Below are 16,642 nucleotides of genomic sequence, written 5' to 3' on the forward strand. Positions count from 1 at the left end.
TCACACCTCCCACGACCGCGACACGGCACAGGAGAGGCACCGTGGACCACCCCGTCCTGATCCCATCTCCGACCCAGCGATCGGAATGACTTCGATCCCCGCCTTCTCGAGCAGGGAATTCGCATGCTTGTTGCGTTCGTAGGCCACGACGACTCCTGGAGAGAGGGCTAGGGTGTTGTGGGCGTCATCCCACTGCTCACGCTCGGCGATGACGGCATCCGAGCAGGGCTCGACGACCCGCAGGCGATCGATGCCCATGGCGGCGGCGGCGGCCGTCAGGAACGGTTTCGGGCCGTCGATCCGCACGCCACCCTCGCCGTCCGCGGTGAGCGTGTAGGCGGCGGCGGAGTCGACGAGCTCCGGGTACGGGATGACGGTGTCGACATCGACCATGGTGCATAGCGTGTCGAGGTGGATGGTGGCGCGTTCGTGTGGGATCGCGACCGCGACGACGGTCTGCGCGTGCCCGCGCTCCAGCAACCGTCCGGCCAGTCGCTCGGCGCCGGCCACGTCCGTCCGGCCGCCCATGCCGACCGCGACCACACCGGGCGCCAACAGCAGGACGTCGCCCCCTTCCAAGGTCTCCAGTTCGGGGCCGTACACCCGGGAGGCTGCCGCGAAGCGGGGGTGGAAACTGTAGATCAGTTCCGTGATCGCCGATTCCCGGACGCGCGCCGGCGTGGCGAGAGAGGTGACCGCGACCTCCTCGCCGAACCACACCGATGAGTCGCGGGTGAACATCATGTTCGGCAGCGGGCTGAGGACGAAGTCCCGAGCGCCGAGGTTCGCGAAGACCAGTCCCGCGCCATGCGGCAGCTCCGCCTTGGCGATCCCGGCGATCAGCGTCTCGGCCAGCTCGAACGGGCTCATCGAGTCGAGATGGTCGCTGAGGTAGGACCGCAACCGAGGGCCGAGCCGGGGGTTGCCCACCGCCGACTCGATGGCCTGCGTCCGGGCTGGCGGGTTCTGCAGCGTCTCGGCGAGCAACTCGCCCACCATGAGCACCTCGACGCCGCGGGCGCGCAGGACGTCGGCGAAGGCGTCATGCTCCTCCTGGGCCCGTTCGACCCAGGGAACCCCGTCGAAGAGCAGGGCGTCGTTGTTGCGCGGCGTGAGGCGATTCAGCTCCCGGCCGGGGCGGTGCAGCAGGATCGTCCGCAACGGCGCGACTTCGCTGTAGACGTCGGTGCTACGGCCGTCATAACTATTTGTCCCGGTCACTGCATAACCTCTTCCTGGGCTGCGATCCGCGTGAGAGAAGGCGCCGGCCATCGCTCGGTCTGCCCGAAGAACCGGGGGATCGGAATCGCTCGCCCGGCGGTCATGGCAGTGGTCAGCACGTAGGAGCCGAGGGCGACGTCGAGCACGCCCAGCCCGAAGGGGGAGAAGATCGTCGCCCGATCCGGCAGGGTGCGTGCCTCGCCGCGGATGACCTGCTGGAGCGTGCCGGTCACGAAGTTACGACCGTGTGTCATCTGCTCCGCCAGGTGGGGGGAGGTGTCCGCCTTCATGCAGTGCTCGACGTCGTCGAGCACGTTGTTGGCCGACACGATGACCTCGGGCGGGAGGTCCCGCAGCGAGATGTTGAGGACGATCTGGTCGGGCCGCAGCCGGGTGTCCGCGGATACGTACGGAGTCGGCGCGGTCGTCGCGAAGACCACGACGTCCGCGGTGAGGGCGGTGGTCAGATCGGTGCGCCGGACCGTTGCCGGGCCGCGCTGCCGGATGTGCTCGGCGAAGCTGTCCAGACTGCGCGCGTCCTTGTCGTGGCACAGGGCTTCGCTCATGGGCAAGCCCGCTGCCCGAAGGTGATCGAAGATCGTCCGGGCGATCACACCCGCGCCGACGAACGCGTACGTACGAGCCCCGGGCGGTACAAGGACCTGTCCGGCCAGCGCGGCGGAAGCCGCCGTGCGCGCCGCGCTGATGCCGCCGGCCTCGAGGCAGGCGATCGGATAACCGGTCTCGCAGTCGTTGAGGATGAGCACCGCGGACGCACGTGGGATCCCCCGCCCGACGTTGGCGGGAAAGCTCGAGATCCACTTGATGCCGACGGCACGGTGCACCCCACCCAGCTTGGCCGGTAGCGCGATGATGCGGGAGTCCGGCCGGTCCGGGAAGCGCAGGAAGTAGCTGTCCGGATTGATGACCAGATCGGCGTGGTGGGCGGCATAGGTGTCGGCGACGATCGACCTGACCCGGTCGAGGTCGGCCGCGAGGATCTCGCTCACCACGTCGCCGGGCACGACGTTGAACTCAAACATTGACGCTCTCCGAAATGATGTGGTCCGAGGCCGAATATCGGTTCTGCACCCAGCTGTCCGAGTAGATGGAATTCAGATACTTCTCGCCCATGTCGGGAGAGACGACGGCGATGCGCTTGCCGGGGGCGCCGCACTCGAGTCGCCGTGCCGCGGCCAGGACCGATCCGGTGGAGCCGCCGACGACCAGGCCGTATCGGCGGGCGACGAGGCGGCAGACCTCGATGGTCTCGGGCTCGGAGACGACGACCCTCTCGAAGTCCCCCGCGTCCTCGTACAACTCGGGTCGCCGGCTGGCGCCCAGGCCGGGAATGTGCCGTCTGCCGGGCGGCCCGCCGAACGTGACCGAGCCCGCGGCGTCGACGGCCACCACCGTCGTTCTCAGGCCGTGTGCGCGCTTGAACTCGAGCAGGCCCATCAGGGTGCCGGCGGTGCCCACTCCGACCACCCAGACGTCCGAATGGCCCAGGTTGGCATACATGCTGGCCGCTGTGGTGTCACGGTGTGCCTGCTTGTTGGCCGGGTTCGCGTACTGGTTGAACCAGACGAGACGGGGGTCCGCGGCCAGCATGCGGCGAATCGTGTTGATGCGGGTGTGCAGGAACCCGCCCATGGGGTCCGGCTCGTCGACGACGATCACCTCGGTGCCCAACGCCCGCATGGTGCTCACCGCCGAGGGCGTCGTGTTGACGTCGGTCACGATGGTGAGCCGGTAGCGCTTGGCCGCGCACACGACACTGAGTGCGACACCAAGGTTCCCTGACGACGATTCGATGAGGGGTGTTCCGTAGGGCAGTGGCTGGCCGTTCTCCACGCTCGCGACGAGCGCCACCGCAGTCTTGATCTTGATGGAACCCGCCGGATTCAGACCCTCCAGCTTGAGGAAGACGTCGTCGCCGGGACGGAACCCGTCGAGTCTGAGGAAGATGTCGTCGAGGATCACGCTGTGCACGTCGTCGAAAATCATTGCCTCTCCCTAAGGGATGATGCCGGAGGAATCGCGCGGATGACCTCGACCAGATCGGCCGCCATGTCGAACACCGCGGGTGCCCGCATGATCGAGTGATGATCGCCGGTGACGCTCACGACCCGGATGTCCGGAGCGAGCGGGCGCCAGGAGGTCCACAAGCGCGTCGGCCACGTGTGTTCCGAAGCCTCGTAGAAAGTGATGGGACATTCTGCGGGCTGTGCCTTGTGGTCGAGCCCCGCAATGCCGTGTGCCAGCTCTGCCGCGATCAGCGATGCGAATTGTGCCAAGCCACCGTCGACCAGCTCGAGCGGCATGTTGAGCCGCTCCATCTCGGGGTTGAAGAACTGCGGGCCGGGAAGCTCCGAGGGATCCGCAAGAGCTCGCGCCACCTTGTCCGACAGCGACAACACCGTGTCGTGCGTCTCCTTCAGACGGCCGCCGACTTCTCCCTCGGCCAGTGCCGAGTCGACGATGGTGAGGAGATCGACCTGGTACCCCGACTCGTTGAGCAGGTGGGCGATCTCGAGTGCCACCAGTCCGCCGAACGACCACCCCAGCAGCCGGTACGGGCCGCTCGGCTGGTGTGCGACGATGCGGTCGAGGTAGGCGCGGGCCATGACCGACACGTCGTCGACGGGATCCGTGTCGCTGGCGTCGATTGCCAGCACCGTCGCCTCTCCGGCGAGTCGGCCGGCGAGGAGCGCGTACGAGGCGACGCCGCCGCCACTGGGATGGACGAAGAAGATGGTCGGCTTGTCCTCCGGCGCCGACGCCAGGGGCACAAGGGTCACGCTGCTGGGCTGTGCTGTCGTGCCGAGCGCCGAGGCGAGCGCCGCGACGGTCTGGTGGCGAAAGATGCTCTGCAGTTCGATCTCGATGTCGCACTGGCGGAGCAGATTGACGGCTCGGACGGCGCGCAGCGAATCACCGCCCAGGGTGAAGAAATTGTCGTCCGCACCGACCGACTCGACTCCGAGCACGTTCTCCCAGACCTCGGCGATCCGACGTTCGTGGTCGTTGCGGGGTGGGGTGTAGGTGTGTGGTGGGCGGGTGGTGGTGGTGGTGTTGAGGGTGGGTAGGGCGTGGCGGTCGACTTTGCCGTTGGGGGTGAGGGGGAGGTGGTCGAGGATGTGGAATGCGGTGGGGGTCATGTAGTCGGGCAGGGTGCGGGTGGTGAAGGTGTGGAGTTCTTCGGGGGTGGGGGTGGGTGAGTCGGTGGGGGTGGTGAGGTAGGCGACGAGTCGTTTGTCGCCGGGGGCGTGTTCGCGGGCGATGACGACGGCTTCGGTGATGTGGTCGTGGCGGCGGAGGGTGGCTTCGATTTCGCCGAGTTCGATCCGGTAGCCGCGGAGTTTGATCTGGTTGTCGATGCGGCCGAGGTATTCGAGGTTGCCGTCGGGGCGCCATCTGCCGAGGTCCCCCGTCCGATAGAGACGCGCCTGCGGATCGTCGCTCCAGGGATGCTTGATGAACCGTTCGGCGGTGAGTTCCGGCCGGTTGACGTACCCGCGAGCGAGACAGACGCCGCCCAGCAGGACCTCACCGACCACGCCGACGGGAGCGAGGTTGCCGTCGGCGGTCATGACGTGCGCCTCGGTGTTGGCGATCGGCTTACCCACCGGCAGGTCGGTCGCGGGGAGCGCCTTCCAGTCCGCGTCGGCGTCGCCGCGGATCTGGAACACGACGTTGGCGACGGATCCTTCGGTGGCGCCGTATTCGTTGGTGATGGTGGTGTGGGGGGTGGTGATGGCGCGGATGGCGGTGGCGAGGCTGGTGGTGAGTGCTTCGCCGCCGATGACGAGGTTGTGGATGTTGATGGGGGTGTGGGGGTGGGGGGTGGTTTGGGTGAGGAGTTCGAGGTGGCTGGGGGTGGCTTTGATGAGGGTGTGGCTGGTGGTGGTGAGGGCTGTGGTTTGGAAGGGGGGTTGGTGGGTGGAGATGGTGATGGGGAGGTTGTGGATGAGGGGGAGGAAGAGGCTGGTGATGGTGAGGTCGAAGGTGGCTGGTGAGTGCAGGAGGGTGCCGGTGGTGTGGGGGTGTGGGGGGTAGTGGTGGGTGGCCCAGTGGAGGTAGTTGACGATGCCGCGGTGTTCGATTTGGACGCCTTTGGGGTGTCCGGTGGAGCCGGAGGTGTAGATGACGTAGGCGAGGTTGGTGGTGGTGGTGGTGGTTTTGGGTGGGGTGGTGGGGTGGTTGGTGATGGTGGGCCAGTCGGTGTCGAGGCGGATGAGGTGGTGGGTGCCGGTGGGGAGTCGGTGGTGGAGGTGCTCGGTGGTGAGCACGATTGGGGCTTGGGTGTCGTGCAGGAGCCAGGCGAGGCGGTCGTGGGGGTGGTCGGGGTCGAGGGGGGTGAAGGCGGCGCCGGAGCGGAGGATGGCGAGTAGGCCGATGATCATTTCGGGTGATCGGTCGGTGCACAGGGCGATGAGGGTGTCTGGTGTGGCGCCGAGGGTTTGTAGGTGGTGGGCGAGTTGGTTGGCGCGGGTGTCGAGTTCGCCGAAGGTGAGTTGGTGGTTGTCGTGGGTGATGGCGGTGGCGTGGGGGTCGGTGAAGTGCAGGAGTTCGTGCATGAGCACGTCGGGGACTGGTTGGTGGGTGTTGTTCCATTCGGTGAGTAGTTGGTGGCGTTCCTGGGTGGTGAGCATGGACAGTTGGGCCAGGGGTTTGTCGGGGTGGGTGCTCACGGCGTGTAGCAGGGTTTGGAAGTGTCCGACCAGTCGTTGCATGGTGACCTCGTCGAACAGATCAACCGCATACTCCAACTCTGCCTCCAAGCCGTTCGGCTCTTCGCTGAGGCTGAGCGTGATGTCGAACTTCGCCGCGCTTCTGGCAGTGCTCCGGAAGCGTGCGCTGCTACCGGGGAGATGCCATTCCTCGTCTCCGGTGTTGTTCTGCAGCACGAACATGACGTCGAAGAGTGGGTGGCGGGAGAGGTCGCGTTGGGGGGTGAGGTCTTCGACGAGGCGTTCGAAGGGGAGGTCTTGGTGGGCGTAGGCGTCGAGGGCGGTTTCTTTGGTGTGGTGGAGCAGGTCGGTGAAGGTGGTGTGGGGGTCGATGTGGGTGCGCATGACGAGGGTGTTGACGAAGAAGCCGATGAGGTTTTCGATTTCGGCTCGGTTGCGGCCGGCGATGGGTGTGCCGACGGCGATGTCGTGTTGGCCGGACCAGCGGGACAGGACGAGTTGGAAGGTGGCGAGTAGGGCCATGAACAGGGTGGTGCCGGTGTTGTTGGTGAGGGTGTGTAGGGCGGTGGTGGTGTGGTGGGCGATGGTGAAGGTGATGGCGGTGCCGGTGCCGGTGCGGATGGGTGGGCGGGGTCGGTCGGTGGGGAGTTCGAGGGGTTCGAGGTTGGCGAGGTGGTGTCGCCAGTAGTGCAGTTGGGTGTCGAGTTGGGGGCCGGTGAGCCATTGGCGTTGCCAGTTGGCGTAGTCGGCGTATTGCAGGGGGAGGGTGGGCAGGTTTGGTGGCCGGTTTTCGGTGGTGGCGCGGTAGTGCTCGCTGATTTCGTTGGCGAGGAGGCTCAGTGACCAGCCGTCGGCGATGATGTGATGCATGGTGAGTACGACGAGGTGTTCGTCGGGGCCGGTGTTGTCGATGGACAGTCGTAGGAGGGGTCCGGTGGCGAGGTTGAAGGGTGTGGTGAGGTCGGCGGGTCCGTAGTGGGTGTGGATGGGTTGGGGTTGGCCGATGATTTGGCGGGGTTGGCCGGTGTCGTCGGTGATGAGTCGGGTGCGGAGCACTTCGTGGCGGGCGATGACGTGGGAGACGGCGGCTTCGAGTGCGTCGGTGTTGAGGTGGCCCTGGACGTGCAGGGTGAGGGGCATGAGGTATTCCTGGCTGCCCGGCTTGAGTTGGTCGAGGAACCAGAGTCGCTGCTGCGCGAAGGACAGGGGACAACCCCGCGGATCACGCGCCACCGCGACCAGCGGGAGGTCGTTCGGACCGACGTCCAACGAATGGGCGACGAACTCCGCCAACCCGGCGATGGTTGGCGTGTCGAACAACTGACGGACCGGAATTTCGACATTCGTCAAACTGCGCATCTGCGATATCACTCGGGTGGCGAGGAGCGAGTGGCCGCCGAGGGTGAAGAAGTTGTCGTGGATGCTGATGGGGTTGGGGTGTTTGAGGGTGGTTTGCCAGATGGTGGTGATGGCTTGTTCGAGGGGGTTTCTGGGTGTGGTGTGGGGGTGGGTGGGTTGGTGGGTGGGGGTGGGGAGTTGGTGGGTGTCGATTTTGCCGTTGGGGGTGAGGGGGAGGTGGTCGAGGGGGATGTAGTGGGTGGGTAGGTGGGTGGTGGGGAGGGTTTTGGCGAGGTGGTGGCGGAGGTCGTTGGGGGTGGTGGGGTGGTGGTGGGTGTAGTAGGCGGTGAGGTGGTGTTGGTGGTGTTGGACGGTGGTTTCTTTGATGGCGGGGTGGGTGCGGAGGTGGGTTTCGATTTCGGCGAGTTCGATGCGGGTGCCGTGGAGTTTGATTTGGGTGTCGGTGCGGCCGATGAGGGTGAGGGTGCCGTTGTGGTGGCGGCGGCCGAGGTCGCCGGTGTGGTAGATGCGGGTGTGGGGGTGTGCGGGGTGGGGGGTGAAGTGGGTGGTGGTGAGGTCGGGGCGGTTGTGGTAGCCGTGGGCGAGGCTGTTGCCGGCGAGGCAGATTTCGCCGGTGGCGCCGGTGGGGGCTTCGGATCCGTCGGGGGCGAGGATGTGCACGCGTTGGTTGGGCATGGGGTGTCCGGCTGAGGTGGGGGTGCCGGGGTGGGCGTGCCAGTAGGTGGTGTCGACGGAGACTTCGGTGGCGCCGTAGAGGTTGATGAGGTGGTGGTGGTGGTGTTGGTGGAATTGTTGGGTGAGGGTGGTGGGTAGGTGTTCGCCGCTGGCGAAGGTGTAGCGCAGGGTGGGGAGGGGGCGTGTGGTGGTGTCGTCGAGGAAGCGTTGTAGGAGGCTGGGTACGAGGTGTAGGCCGGTGATGTGGTGGTGGTCGATGAGGTTGGCGTAGTGGGTCATGTCGAGGTGGTGTTCGGGTTCGACGAGGACGACGGTGGCGCCGGCGTGCCAGGGCCAGAACATTTCGTAGACGGAGACGTCGAAGGTGAGGGGGGTGGCTTGGAGGAAGGCGTCGTTGGGGGTGAGGGGGAAGAGGTGTTGCATGCCGGCTAGGTAGGACACGATGCCGTGGTGGTGGATCTGGACGCCTTTGGGTTGGCCGGTTGAGCCGGAGGTGTAGATGACGTAGGCGAGGTCGGTGGGTGTGGTGGTGGTTTTGGGTGGGGTGGTGGGTTGGGTGTTGAGGGTGGTGGTGAGGGTGTCGATGGTGAGGGTGTGGTGGGTGCCGTGGGGGATGCGGGTGGTGAGGTGTTGTTGGGTGAGGACCAGGGGTGCGGCGGTGTCGTGTAGGAGCCAGGCGAGGCGGTCGTGGGGGTGGTCGGGGTCGAGGGGGGTGTAGGCGGCGCCGGTTTTGAGGATGGCCAGTAGGGCGATGGCCATGTCGATGCTGCGGTGCATGCAGAGGGCCACGATGGTGCCGGGGGCGGCGCCGAGGGTTTGTAGGTGGTGGGCGAGTTGGTTGGAGCGGTGGCGTAGTTCGGTGAAGGTGAGTCGTTGGTCGCCGCAGATGATGGCGGTGGCGTGGGGGTCGCCGTTGTGGTTGTCGAGTAGTTCGTGCAGGAGCAGGTCGGGCACGGTGGTGTGGGTGTTGTTCCAGGTGTGGAGGGCGTTCCGCTCGTCGGTGGTGAGCATGGACAGTTGGGCCAGGGGTTTGTCGGGGTGGGTGCTCACGGCGTGTAGCAGGGTTTGGAAGTGTCCGACCAGTCGTTGCATGGTGACCTCGTCGAACAGATCAACCGCATAGACGAGCTCGCACCTCAGCGATCCGTCGTCCCCCTCGACGGCTACGCAGGACAGTTCGTATGCCGCGCTGGTCTCCTCGACGGCGACGGGATCGGCGGTCAGCCCGGCCAGGCTCCAGCCGGTCTCCGGCATGTTCTGCAGCGCGAGCACCGCCTGGAAGAGCGGCGTTCGCGACATCTCGCGGGTCGGCTTGAGTTCCTCGACCAGCCGCTCGAAGGGCAGATCCTGATGGGCGTAGGCGTCGAGCGTGGTCTCCCGGACCGTTGCGAGCAACTCGTCGAAGGTGAGCTCGCTGGAGATCCGGGAACGCAGGACCAGCAGGTTGAGGAAGAGGCCGACGAGGTTCTCCGTCTCGGGCCGCTGCCGTCCCGCGGTCCAGGTCCCGACCGCGACATCCGCCTGGCCGGACCAGCGGGAGAGAACCAGATGGAAGGCCGCGAGCAACACCATGAACAGGCTGGCGCCCTGCGCCTGCGCGAGTTCGCGCAAGCCGGTTGTCGTCGCCTCGTCGACGGAGAAGCTGATTGTGGCGCCGGTGCCGCTGGGCTGAGGCGGCCGTGGCCGGTCGGTGGGCAGCTCCAGCGGCTCCACTCCCTCCAATGCCGACCGCCAGTACGACAACTGGTCCTCAAGAACCGGACCCGCCAGCCACCCACGCTGCCAGGCTGCGAAATCCGCGTACTGAATCGGCAACGACGCCACCACTGGCGCACGCCCCGACACCGCCGCGGAATAGAACTCGCTGATCTCACGGGCCAGCACACCCAACGACCAACCATCAGCCGCCACATGATGCAGACACAGCACCAAGACGTGCTCGTGCGGCCCGACGCGATGCAGGCTTGCCCGTATCGGGTGCTCGTGTGCCAGGTCGAAGGGTGTCGTGGCGATCTCGGCCAGGTCGGGGGCGGAGTCGAGGGTGCGGCCCTCGAACCTGAATTCCCGAGGCTCGTCGACGATGGCGACAAGGGCTCCGTCGGCGTCCATGGTCATTCTTGTGCGTAGTGGCGAGTGGCGCGCCAGCACCCGGGTGAGGGCGCTCTCCAGCAGCGGAACTGACAGCTCCCCGCGCAGACGCACCGCGACGGGCATGATGTACGAGGCGGTGCCTGGATTCAGCTGGTCCAGGAACCACAGGCGTTCCTGCGAGAAGGAGACCACGGCGGGTGCCGTGTCGCCCCGGGCCGGGATCGGCTCGGCGACGTCGGCCGGAGCCGCGTGCCCCATGCGGTCGGCCAGCCCGGCGACCGTGGGTCGCTCGAAGAGATCGCGCACCGACACGACGCATCCGGTGTCCTGCAGGATCAGGGCGGTGAGCCGGGTCGCCAGCAGCGAATGGCCGCCGAGTGCGAAGAAGTTGTCATGGACGCCGACCCGTTCGGCTCCCAGGATGTCGCTCCAGACCGCGCACAGCGTGGCCTCGAGCGCGTTACGTGGTGCCAGGTAGGTCTCGGCCGGCCGCAACGTGTCCAGGTCAGGCGCGGGCAGCGAGCGACGGTCAACCTTTCCGTTGGTCGTCAACGGCAGGGCGTCCATGGGGACGAAGATCGACGGCACCATGAATTCCGGCAGCCGATCGAGGAGGTGGCGCCGCACCTCCGCGACGGCGCCGCCGACGACGTATCCCACGAGCCGCTTGCCCTGATGGGCGTCCTCGTGGACGCCGACGACGGCTCCGGTCACGCCGGGCGCATCCAGGATCGCCGCCTCGATCTCGCCGACCTCGATGCGGAACCCCCGGATCTTGACCTGGTCGTCGACGCGTCCCAGGTATTCCAGCGATCCGGTGGCGTCCCAGCGGACGAGGTCTCCCGTCCGGTAGAAGCGCCCGCCGCCGCCGGCCTCGCCCGGATCGACGAATCGCTGCTCCGTCAGCTCGGGCTGGTTCAGATAGCCGCGCGCCACGCAGGGGCCACCGATGAACAGCTCTCCGGTGACGCCCACCGGTACGGGCTGTCCGTGACCGTCGAGCACCAGGACGTCCGTGTTGGCGACGGGCTTGCCGATCAGCACCCGGTCCGTCGGACGGCTCATCAGGTGCGTGGTCGCCGTGACCGTGATCTCCGTGGGACCGTACGCGTTGAGGATGGGCACATCGACCAGCCGGAACCACTCGGCCAGCAGGGGCGGCGGGATCGGTGCTCCACCCAGGCACATGAGACGCAGCTGGCCGCCGAAGCCGACGCCCGGTCGCGGGAGCCGGGGCAGGATCGTCTCCCACACGGCCGGAGGCATGCCGGCCACCGTGATCTGTTCGCGCCGGATCAGATCGATGAGGGTGTCGGCTTCCCACTCCTCCCCGCGCATGACGATTGTCGCGCCCGTGATGAGCGGGATGAAGATCTGCTCCACGGAGACGTCGAAGGAGAAGGAGACGAACTGGAGCATGCGGTCGCCGGGGACCAGACCATACTCCGTGCGCATGCCCAGCATGCGGGTCAGGAAGGACCGGTGCTCGATCTGCACGCCCTTGGGCGCGCCCGTCGAACCGGATGTGTAGATGATGTAGGCCAGGTCGTTGCCGCTGATGGTCACCGCCGGAGCGGTGGCTGGCCACGCCGCGGCATTCGGCTCGGCCGCGTCCATCGGGAGGACGACCGCTCGCGTGGCCGGCAGGTGCCCGATGAGGCTCTGTTGGGACAGGAGCAGGGGCGCCGCCGTGTCGTCCAGGAGTTGGGCCAGCCGCTGCGGCGGGTGAGCGGGATCGAGGGGCACGTACGCCGACCCGGCCTTGAGGATGCCCAGCATGGCGATGATCGCCAGGGCGTTGCGCTCGAGACAAACGGCGATGGGCACGTCGGGTCCGGCGCCTGCCGCGAGAAGCCGGTGCGCCAGCCGGTTGGCGGCCGCGACGAGTTCGCGATAGGTGAGCCGAGTGTCACCGCAGACCAGGGCGACCCGGTCCGGTTCCGCCTGGGCGATGCGCTCGACCAGCGCGGGAATGAAGTCGTCACCGACCGGGCTGCGCGGGCCGGCTCCCGCCTCGAGCACATACTCGCGCTCCGCGTCGGACACCATGCGCAACTCGGACAGTGGCCGCTGCGGCGTGCGCACCGCGGCGGTGAGGAGCGCGGTGAAATGGTCGGCCAGACGCCGGGCCGTCGATTCGTCGAAGAGGTCCGTCGAATAGACCAGCTCACCGACCAGGCCGGTCTCCGTCTGCTTGACGAACATCGACAGGTCGAACTTGGCGGGCGTGAAGGAGTCCTTGACCGGGGTGCAGACCGCGCCGGGCAGGTGCCAGTCGTCGGATGCCGTGTCTCCGATCGCGAACATGACGTCGAAGAGTGGGTGGCGGGAGAGGTCGCGTTGGGGGGTGAGGTCTTCGACGAGGCGTTCGAAGGGGAGGTCTTGGTGGGCGTAGGCGTCGAGGGCGGTTTCTTTGGTGTGGTGGAGCAGGTCGGTGAAGGTGGTGTGGGGGTCGATGTGGGTGCGCATGACGAGGGTGTTGACGAAGAAGCCGATGAGGTTTTCGATTTCGGCTCGGTTGCGGCCGGCGATGGGTGTGCCGACGGCGATGTCGTGTTGGCCGGACCAGCGGGACAGGACGAGTTGGAAGGTGGCGAGTAGGGCCATGAACAGGGTGGTGCCGGTGTTGTTGGTGAGGGTGTGTAGGGCGGTGGTGGTGTGGTGGGCGATGGTGAAGGTGATGGCGGTGCCGGTGCCGGTGCGGATGGGTGGGCGGGGTCGGTCGGTGGGGAGTTCGAGGGGTTCGAGGTTGGCGAGGTGGTGTCGCCAGTAGTGCAGTTGGGTGTCGAGTTGGGGGCCGGTGAGCCATTGGCGTTGCCAGTTGGCGTAGTCGGCGTATTGCAGGGGGAGGGTGGGCAGGTTTGGTGGCCGGTTTTCGGTGGTGGCGCGGTAGTGCTCGCTGATTTCGTTGGCGAGGAGGCTCAGTGACCAGCCGTCGGCGATGATGTGATGCATGGTGAGTACGACGAGGTGTTCGTCGGGGCCGGTGTTGTCGATGGACAGTCGTAGGAGGGGTCCGGTGGCGAGGTTGAAGGGTGTGGTGAGGTCGGCGGGTCCGTAGTGGGTGTGGATGGGTTGGGGTTGGCCGATGATTTGGCGGGGTTGGCCGGTGTCGTCGGTGATGAGTCGGGTGCGGAGCACTTCGTGGCGGGCGATGACGTGGGAGACGGCGGCTTCGAGTGCGTCGGTGTTGAGGTGGCCCTGGACGTGCAGGGTGAGGGGCATGAGGTATTCCTGGCTGCCCGGCTTGAGTTGGTCGAGGAACCAGAGTCGCTGCTGCGCGAAGGACAGGGGACAACCCCGCGGATCACGCGCCACCGGCGTGGGAGCGTCAGCGGCCCTCGGTGCCAGCAGCCGGGTGGTCAGCTGAGCCAGAAGTTCGTCGTTATCGTGCATGCCGTTTCCCATCAGCGGTCGGGCAGAGAGGTGATCGCAGCCATGCCGTCGAGCCACGTCGGTGTGGTGACGACCGGTCAGTAGAGAACGCGACCGGTCACGGACGTGCGGTGGTCACGCGATTTGCGGAGGTCGCGGGTGACGACGAGCTTCTTCAGCCAGCGGTCCTTGCCGTCGTACCGGGCCTGGAAAGCCCTGCGGCCGTGGACGGCACGGAAGTTGTCGATGATGCAGAGCGTGCCGGCCTCGACGACCACGTCCTGCCGCGCGGCCTCCAGTTGGTCGGCCAGCTCGGCGAGCGCCTGCTCAGCCAGTCGATCCTCGGGATCGGCGCAGCACATGAAGAAGGGATCGATGCGAAGGTAGGGAGCTTCCGGGTCGCCGAAGAGCACGGCGACAGCCGGCGGTTCCTCACGCATCTGCTGCATGCGCGACAGCCCGGGGTGGCCGGACACCTGGGTGGCGAGCTGCCGTACGTGCTCGTCGTCGGGCAGGATCAGGAAGCGTTCCTCGAACAGCGCCGCCGCGTGCTCCGGCGCCAGCTCGACGTCCTTCACGGAGGCGAGCGTGGTGGGCACCCGATCGATGTTCCGGATGCCCAGCAGCAGAAGGTAGTCGCAGCGATAGGGGTGGAACCCGTCCTCGGTGTGCCACTCCAGCAGCGTCTCGCTGCTGTGTCCACTCTGCTGAAACTCCTCGCCCCGGATGGGCAGCACGTTCTGGATCATCCGGCCGTTCTGCAGGGTGGACCAGGTGAACGGGTCGCCGAGCGCCAGGCCGACGAGCCCCAGCAGGCGCTCCTCCGTCGTCGTCGTCGAGAAGCGGGGAACGTCATGCCAGTGAGCCGGCGTGGGGCCGACTGCCAGATCGTCGACCGGGAAGCCCTTGATGAGTGCCGCCGCCGAGGGCTCGCCGCGCCGGAAGTCCTCGAGGAAGGCGCGTAGCCCCTGCGGCATGCGATGGGAGTGCTGAACCGCGCAGTCGTAGAAGGCGGCCTCCGACGGGTACGCCTGTGCATCGTCGAGTTCGCGAGCGAGCGCGAGCAGGTCGCGTACCTCGGTGGTGGACAGCCGGTACTCGACAGGAGTGTCGAGTGCCGGGCTCGCCTCCTTCGCGTCGAGGACGGCGGTGCCGAGCTTGGACATGGGTCTTCTCCATCCGTGGTGAGGGCCGACCAAGGTATGGACGTCGATGCGCCGGCCTGTCCGGAGTGAACTCTCCATTGACACGGAACCTAACTGACGGATAGGCAGTGCGACAGAGGTTGTCGGCAGATTTTTGTGGCTCGATGGGGCGTGTGGGGTCTCGAGCGTCAGTCAATCGCGGCTGAGCAGGCGGTATCTGATGATTCCCAGGGTTGTCCGCTCGCCGACGGTCGGCTCGACCGAGGGGAGGGGTGAACCGAGACTTCTAACCAGCAGTTGACATCATCGATGGTGGTCGCACAGACTGGCCGCACGCTGACCAATCGGTGTCACCCGTCCCGACGAACGTTCCAGCGCAGGTCCCAGTGGAAGGTGGCGACCCATGAAGGCATCCGAACTTCCTGACGGCGGACTACCGGCCGTCATCGAACCCGGCATCGCCGGTGAATCGATTCTCGGAACGATCCAGGCAAACCGTCCGGAGATGCGCCACCTCATCACCCAGCGGGGCGCCGTCCTGTTTCGTGGGTTCGACGTGGGGGGCGTCGACGGACTCGGCGAGGTCGTGCGGGCGCTCTCCGGCGCGGCCTTGGACTACACCGAGCGCTCGTCGCCGCGGACCAACCTTTCCGGAAAGGTGTTCACCTCCACGGAGTATCCGCAGGCCGAGGAGATCTTCCTGCACAACGAGTGCTCGTACCAGACGCACTGGCCGCTGAAGGTCTACTTCTACTGCCTGCACCCCGCGGAGACTCAGGGAGCCACGCCGTTCGCGGACGTACGCAAGGTCCTGGCCAACATTGATCCGGCGGTGGTGGCGGAGTTCATCGCGCGCAAGTGGATGTATGTGCGCAACTTCGGCGACATGGGTGGCACCTGGCAGTACTTCTACGACACCGAGAACCGGGCCGAGGTCGAGCGCTACTGCGCCGGCCAGGGCATCCAGGTGGAGTGGATCGGCGAGAACAGATTACGGACCAGGGCCGTGCGAGAGGTCGTCCGGACCCACCCCGTGACAGGTGCGCGGGTGTGGTTCAACCACGCCACGTTCTTCCACGTCAACACCGTCCCGGCGCTGTATCGAGACTTGATGCTGGAGATGTTCGGCGAGGACGACCTGCCCAGCAACAGCTACTACGGCGACGGTGGGCGGATCCCGGACGACGTCGTCAAGCACCTTCAGGAGGCGTACCGGTCCGCCTGGACGCGGTTCGACTGGCAGCGGGACGACCTGGTGGTGATCGACAACATGCTGACCGCGCATGGCCGAGAGCCCTACAGCGGTCCCCGACGTATCGCGATCTCGATGGCTGAGGCGTCCAACGCCCCGGTCGAGCCCTGATTCCCGGGCGGCGAGAGCAGTGATGCCGACCGATGCGTTGGAGGTCCGGCCGGGCGCGGCCGACGACCTTGCCGCGATGGTGGCGGCGGAGACGGACCCCGACACCGCCGTCTACCTCGGCGAGACCGGCCCGCGGTTCCACGACCGGGCGCTGGCCGATGCCGACCAGGAGCAGTTGGTGGCCCGTATCGACGACGAGCCGGTGGGCTTCGTGGTCCTGGCGGGCCTGCGGTCCGGGGCCGGGCGGGTGGAACTGCGGCGGATCGTCGTCTCCCACCGACATCGGGGGGCCGGGCACGGCCGGGCGTTGCTCCGTGCCGCCGTTGCCCGGGCCTACCAGCAACACCGCGCGCAGCAGGTCTGGCTTGACGTGCGGGTCGGCAACAACCGCGCCAGGGCGCTGTACGAGTCGGAGGGATTCCGGATCGAGGTCATCGTCCCCGACCCCGTTCGGCCCGGCGACGTGCTGGTGGTCATGACTCATGCCCCCAAGCCGACGCGACCGGCCGGAGAACGCTCAGACGGATAGCACGAAGTGACCACGAGGGAGAGCGTGGCGGCCATCGACGCGTCGGCGGCCGTGCCCGGCGTCGAGGAGGGCGCGGGCCGGGGCCGTGGCCGGAACTGCTCAAGCGACCAGGTCCGCGAGGCCATGCACGTAGCCCGGCACCCGGGCGAGCGCGATCAGGACTAGTGGCAAGCCAGAAGGGGAGGGGCAC

8 protein-coding genes are annotated in these 16,642 nt (G+C 67.0%); 3 read left to right on the forward strand and 5 right to left on the reverse strand.

Annotated elements, in window-relative coordinates; translation table 11 throughout:
* The 5 genes from TPA0908_RS17290 to gntD form a co-directional block, all read right to left on the reverse strand.
* Window positions 1-1,221, reverse strand: coding sequence for an arginine deiminase (locus TPA0908_RS17290; RefSeq protein WP_281939186.1), 1,221 nt, complete (start codon window positions 1,219-1,221; stop codon window positions 1-3).
* On the reverse strand, window positions 1,218-2,264 hold the full coding sequence (gene sbnB / locus TPA0908_RS17295) for a 2,3-diaminopropionate biosynthesis protein SbnB (RefSeq protein ID WP_281939188.1): 1,047 nt from the start codon (window positions 2,262-2,264) through the stop codon (window positions 1,218-1,220). Before sbnB ends, TPA0908_RS17290 begins: the two co-directional genes overlap by 4 nt.
* Entirely contained in the window at window positions 2,257-3,228 is a 972-nt protein-coding gene (locus tag TPA0908_RS17300; RefSeq protein ID WP_281939190.1) for a pyridoxal-phosphate dependent enzyme, read from the reverse strand. Before TPA0908_RS17300 ends, sbnB begins: the two co-directional genes overlap by 8 nt.
* Window positions 3,225-13,436, reverse strand: a complete 10,212-nt coding sequence (locus tag TPA0908_RS17305; protein WP_281939191.1) for a non-ribosomal peptide synthetase — start codon at window positions 13,434-13,436, stop codon at window positions 3,225-3,227. Before TPA0908_RS17305 ends, TPA0908_RS17300 begins: the two co-directional genes overlap by 4 nt.
* Window positions 13,437-13,513: 77 nt before the next feature.
* Window positions 13,514-14,581: a guanitoxin biosynthesis L-enduracididine beta-hydroxylase GntD gene (gntD, locus tag TPA0908_RS17310; RefSeq protein ID WP_281939193.1), complete on the reverse strand. Its 1,068-nt coding sequence runs from the start codon at window positions 14,579-14,581 to the stop codon at window positions 13,514-13,516.
* A 484-nt stretch (window positions 14,582-15,065) separates the two neighbouring features.
* Here gntD and TPA0908_RS17315 point away from each other — a divergent pair, with 484 nt between their 5' ends.
* Genes TPA0908_RS17315 through TPA0908_RS17325 form a run of 3 tightly spaced genes read left to right on the forward strand, consistent with a single transcriptional unit; the run spans window position 15,066 to window position 16,617 of the window.
* On the forward strand, window positions 15,066-15,923 hold the full coding sequence (locus TPA0908_RS17315) for a TauD/TfdA family dioxygenase (protein WP_458575194.1): 858 nt from the start codon (window positions 15,066-15,068) through the stop codon (window positions 15,921-15,923).
* Window positions 15,924-15,945: 22 nt separating this feature from the next.
* Window positions 15,946-16,452: a GNAT family N-acetyltransferase gene (locus TPA0908_RS17320; protein WP_281939197.1), complete on the forward strand. Its 507-nt coding sequence runs from the start codon at window positions 15,946-15,948 to the stop codon at window positions 16,450-16,452.
* A 6-nt stretch (window positions 16,453-16,458) separates the two neighbouring features.
* The gene (locus TPA0908_RS17325) at window positions 16,459-16,617 is read left to right on the forward strand and encodes a hypothetical protein (protein ID WP_281939199.1); all 159 of its coding nucleotides are present in this window, start codon (window positions 16,459-16,461) and stop codon (window positions 16,615-16,617) included.
* Window positions 16,618-16,642: the final 25 nt, after the last annotated feature.

This window comes from Micromonospora sp. AKA38, from assembly GCF_027925725.1.
Classification (GTDB): domain Bacteria; phylum Actinomycetota; class Actinomycetes; order Mycobacteriales; family Micromonosporaceae; genus Micromonospora.